This window comes from Burkholderia sp. Ac-20353 (assembly GCF_017104785.1).
GTDB lineage: Bacteria > Pseudomonadota > Gammaproteobacteria > Burkholderiales > Burkholderiaceae > Burkholderia.
Genome location: NZ_JAAGPL010000333.1, coordinates 1 through 5,325, shown reverse-complemented (window position 1 = coordinate 5,325; position 5,325 = coordinate 1). Strand labels below are relative to the sequence as shown.

Below are 5,325 nucleotides of genomic sequence, written 5' to 3'. Positions count from 1 at the left end.
GCCGCCGGTTGCGCGGGCGCCGCGGCGACGGCCGTCGTGCTGTCGCCCGGCTGCTGCAAACGCCATGCGCCCCAGCCGCCTACCGCGACCACCAGCGCGACGACTGCCGCGATCGGCGCCTTCAGCGAACGGCGCGGCGGCTCAGCCGGCGGCGTGACACGGCCCTCCAGATTCGCGAGAATGCGCGAACTCTGGGGCCCGCCGGCCGGTTTCTGATCGGACAGCAGGCTGGGCGGTGTTTTGGAATTTGAATTGTCCGGCGCACTCATTCAGCGTCTCATTGAATCCTGGTTTAATTCGCCGCGATAATATAGACCGGCCTCTCGGAGCAGGCCTGATTCTAAGAGCAAGCATTGCAAAACACAATCAATTCCAATTTCCGGGGATTTCATTGATTGCCGTCGCACTCGTCGCCTATTTCACCCTCGCCGTCGCCATCGCGGCGCTGTTGCTTTTACCAGGTGTCCGCGCGACCGTTTTTGATTCCGTCGCGCAATTTCACGGCCGTCTGACACGCCGTGCGAACGATCGCGCGGTACGCACCCGCAGTCAGATTGTTAAATCGGCAAGCGTTACGCGGGATGCTTTAAACGGCGTGCAAAATTTACTGATTCGGCGGCGCTTGCTGATTATGGTCTCGACAGGTATTCTTGCGACGCCGCCATTGGTCGCCATTGCGTTACGCGGCCGGCAATTATTTCAGTACGACGACACGGCGCGCGTGCCCGACGAGAAGATCGCTGCCCTGCTGCAGGGCGAGCAGCTCGTGCCGCCTCCGCCGTTGCCGCCGGAAGTCTTTGCCACCAAGGAAGTCGAGCAGGTGCGGCCGGCGCTGAAGGACGCGAGCCGCGACTGGAATCTGCTGGATCCGGATTTCCGCACGCGCTTGCTGCTGGTCTACAAGATCATGCACGAGCAATACGGCTACGAAATGGCGTTGCTGGAAGGTTACCGGAGCCCGGAACGGCAAAACCGGCTCGCGCAAATGGGCGGCAGCGTGACCAATGCGGCGGCGTTCCAGAGCTATCACCAATTCGGGCTGGCGGCCGACAATGCGTTCCTGCGCGACGGCAAGCTGGTCATTTCCGAGAAAGATCCGTGGGCGATGCGCGGCTACCAGCTATACGGACAGGTCGCCGAACAGGTCGGCCTGACCTGGGGTGGCCGATGGAAAATGATGGATCTTGGGCACGTTGAATACCATAAACCCGGTTTTAAACTGGGACGCGGCAGCTAGCACGGCTGCCGGACAGGAAATAATGAGGGCGGCATGGGGCTTTTTAATATCCCGGCAGGAAACGATTTGGGCGGCGCAATCGACCGCGCATTCCGGTGCGCGATTTTCTCGGGGCGCCGGCTCCGTTTTAAATCTCACAGCATCCTTTCATTAATGCGTGCGCCGACTCCGATGCCGCGGGCGCATTGATGCCGACTCCTTTCATCCCGTTTGACAGCATGGCGACACATCGCGGCGCCACCCTTGCCGCTCGGCGCGCCTGCGTCGCCTCATCGAATCGCACCGGAATCTGAACGTCCTATGCAACGCATCCTCAACGTGCTGACTCACCCGCGTACGCTCTCGATCGTCGGGGTCGCCGCGCTCGCGGCGATCCTCTTCATCGTCGCCGATACGTTGCAGCTGCCGCTGCTGTGGCCGGCGATCGCCTTCGCGGCGATTCTCGTGCTGTGGCTCGGCGTCGCGCTGTTCCGGCGCTGGCGCGTGAAGCGCGCGAACCGCGCGCTCGGCGCGATCCTCGAAGAGCAGGCGGAGACCGGCAAGATCTCCGCGCCGGCCGCCGCGGCCGCGCCCGCCGACAAGTCGGCCGACCTCGACGTGCTGCGCACACGCCTCTCCGATGCCGTGAAGACGATCAAGACGTCGAAGATCGGCCAGGTGTCGGGCGGCTCCGCGCTGTATGAACTGCCGTGGTACATCGTGATCGGCAACCCCGCTGCGGGCAAGAGCAGCGCGGTGGTCAACTCCGGCCTGCAATTCCCGTTCGCGGACAAGAACAGCGCGGTGATCCACGGCATCGGCGGCACCCGCAACTGCGACTGGTTCTTCACGACCGAAGGCATCCTGCTCGACACCGCGGGCCGCTATTCGGTCCACGAGGAAGACCGCTCCGAGTGGCTCGGCTTCCTCGGGCTGCTGAAGCGCTACCGCCCGAAGGCGCCGATCAACGGGATCATCGTCACCGCGAGCATCGCGGAGCTCACCGGCAACCGCCCCGAATTCGCGATCAACCTCGCGAAGAACCTGCGCCAGCGCGTGCAGGAACTGACCGAGAAGCTCGAAGTGTTCGCGCCCGTCTACGTGATGTTCACGAAGGCGGACCTGATCACCGGCTTCACCGAATTCTTCAGCAGCAGCGACAAGCACGAATACGACCGCGTGTGGGGCGCCACCCTGCCCTACGAACCCGACGAGAAGCGCGACGTCGTCGCACTGTTCGACGAGCGCTTCGAGGAGCTGTACGAAGGCCTGAAGGAGATCAGCGTCGCGCAGCTGTCGCTGTCGCGCGGCAACCAGCTGTCGCCGGGCCAGCTCAGCTTCCCGCTCGAGTTCTCGACGATCAAGCCGGCGTTGCGCGCATTCCTCGCGACGCTGTTCGAGAACAACCCGTTCCAGTACAAGCCGATCTTCCGCGGCTTCTACTTCACGAGCGCGCTGCAGGAAGGCGAGACCAACAGCACGGCCGCGCAGCGCATCGCGCAGCGCTTCGGCCTCGACGCGAACGCGCTGCCGAAGCCGCACAGCGCGTTCTCGAAGAACGGCTTCTTCCTGCGCGACCTGTTCTCGAAGGTGATCTTCGCGGACCGCCAGACGGTGCGCCAGTTCGCGAGCCCGACCAAGACGCGGCTGCGCTACGCGACCTTCTTCGGCTTCGTCGCGGCGCTCGCGCTCGCGCTCGGCGGCTGGACCTGGTCGACGATCGGCAACCAGCAGCTCGTCGCGAACGTGCAGGCCGACCTCGACAACGTCACGCGCCTCGAGCAGGGCCGCAACGACCTGCAGTCGCGCCTGCAGGCGATGGACATCCTGGAAGACCGGATCGAGCAGCTCGAGCAGTTCCGCCGCGACAAGCCGCTGTCGGTGTCGCTCGGCCTCTACCAGGGCGACCGCCTCGAACAGCACCTGCTGACCGAGTACTACAACGGCGTGCGCCAGATCCTGCTGAACCCCGTGTCGCAGAACCTCGCGTCGTTCCTGAAGGACGTGAACGCGCATCCGGACCAGCTCGCGCCGCTGAACCGCGCGCTGGATGCCGGCGCCGCGCCGGCGGGCGCCATGCAGGTGTCGACGAACCCGGCCGGGGCCGCCGCACAAGCCCAGGCCCAGGCCCCCGCCGCACCGCAGGGCGGCCTGTACAGCGACGCGTCGCCGACCAACGTCGAGGACGCGTACAACGCGCTGAAGACCTACCTGATGCTGTCCGACAAGCGCCACGTCGAGCAGGCGCACCTGACCGACCAGCTCGCGCGCTTCTGGCGCGGCTGGCTCGAGACGAATCGCGGCAACATGCCGCGCGACGAGATGATCAAGAGCGCCGAGCGCATGATCTCGTTCTACCTGTCGCGCATGAACGACAACGACTGGCCGATGATCGACGCGAACCTCGCGCTCGTCGACCAGACCCGCGAGAACCTGCGCCACGTCGTGCGCGGGATGCCGGCCCGCCAGCGCGTCTATGAGGAAATCAAGGCGCGCGCGTCGACCCGCTTCGCGCCGATGACCATCGCGCGCATCGTCGGCGACGGCAACCAGGGCCTGATCGCCGGCAGCTATGCGATTCCGGGCACGTTCACGCGCGACGCGTGGTTCCAGTACGTGCAGCCGGCGATCCGCGACGCGGCGACGAAGGAACTGCAGGCGAAGGACTGGGTGCTGAACACGTCGTCGCAGGACGACCTGACGCTCGAGGGCAGCCCCGAGCAGATCCAGAAGGCGCTCGTCGGCATGTACAAGACCGAGTACGCGCAGCACTGGCAGAAGTTCATGCAGGGCATCGCCGTGCAGGGCTTCTCGAGCTTCGGGCAGGCGGTCGACGGGATGAACCGTCTCGGCGATCCGCAGGATTCGCCGATCCGCAAAGTGCTCGAAACCGCGTACGACCAGACGTCGTGGGACAACCCGTCGCTCGCGAACGTCGCGATCAAGAAGGCGCAAACCGGCGTCCTGAACTGGTTCAAGCAGCTGTTCGCACGTTCTTCGCAGGCGGGTCAGATCGCGGCCGCGAACATCGACATCAACGGCAACCCGGCGGACGTCCCGATGGGCCCGGTCGGCCAGGAGTTCATCGGCCTCGCGCGGATCGTCGCGACGCATGACGGCTCGTCGCTGCTGAAGGGCTACATGGACTCGCTGTCGAAGGTCCGCACGCGCTTCAACGTGATCAAGAACCAGGGCGACCCGGGCCCCGGCGCGCGCCAGCTGATGCAGCAGACGCTCGACGGCAACGGCTCGGAACTCGCCGATTCGCTGAAGTTCGTCGACGAGCAGATGCTGACGGGCCTGACCGATTCGCAACGCAAGTCGCTGCGCCCGCTGCTCGTGCGGCCGCTGATGCAGGCGTTCTCGGTCGTGATCCAGCCGGCGAGCGTCGAGGTCAACAAGGTGTGGAACGCGCAGGTCTACCAGCCGTTCCAGAGCTCGCTCGCGAACAAGTACCCGTTCGCGGCGAGCGCGAAGGTCGAGGCCGGCGCCGGCGAGATCGCGCAGGTGTTCGGCCCGGACGGCTCGATCGCGAAGTTCGTCGGCACGACGCTCGGGCCGCTCGCGGTGCGCCGCGGCGACACGCTCGCGGCCCGCACCTGGGGCGACATGGGCCTCGCGCTCGCGCCGGACTTCACGAACGGCTTCGCGCGCTGGGTCGCGCCGCTCGCGGGCGGCGCGGCAGGCGGCGGCGCCACCGCGTCGTCCGAGCCGCAGACCGTGTTCCAGATCCTGCCGCAGCCGAGCACCGGCACGACCGAGTACACGATCGCGATCGACGGCCAGCAACTGCGCTACCGCAACACGCCGCCGCAGTGGACCAACTTCGTGTGGCCGAACCCGCAGGGCTCGCCGGGCGCGACGCTGTCCGCGACGACGTTCGACGGCCGCACGGTGCAGCTCGTCAACGAGCCGGGCCGCTACGGTCTCGAGAAGCTGATCAACTCGGCGCAGCGCAAGCGCCGTCCGGACGGCACCTTCGACCTCACGTGGGTGCAGGGCAGCGTGAACGTGTCGGTGACGATGCGCATCATCAGCACGTCGCAGCCGACGGGCGGCGGTGGCGACCAGCCGCAGCAACAGAGCCTGCGCGGCCTCGCGCTGCCGTA

2 protein-coding genes and 1 pseudogene are annotated in these 5,325 nt (G+C 66.1%); 2 read left to right on the top strand and 1 reads right to left on the bottom strand.

Translation table 11 applies throughout. The features are described 5' to 3' along the window. Positions 1 to 269 (bottom strand): annotated as a pseudogene (locus G3N94_RS39345) (phage tail protein); the annotation flags it as partial. Between the two features lie 122 nt (positions 270 to 391). On the opposite strand from G3N94_RS39345, the gene G3N94_RS39340 reads away from it, so the two are divergent. Then, positions 392 to 1,237, top strand: a complete 846-nt coding sequence (locus G3N94_RS39340; protein WP_205799592.1) for a M15 family metallopeptidase — start codon at positions 392 to 394, stop codon at positions 1,235 to 1,237. Positions 1,238 to 1,537: 300 nt separating this feature from the next. After that, the coding region (tssM, locus tag G3N94_RS39335) for a type VI secretion system membrane subunit TssM (protein ID WP_205799591.1) at positions 1,538 to 5,325 on the top strand (3,788 nt) is incomplete at its 3' end.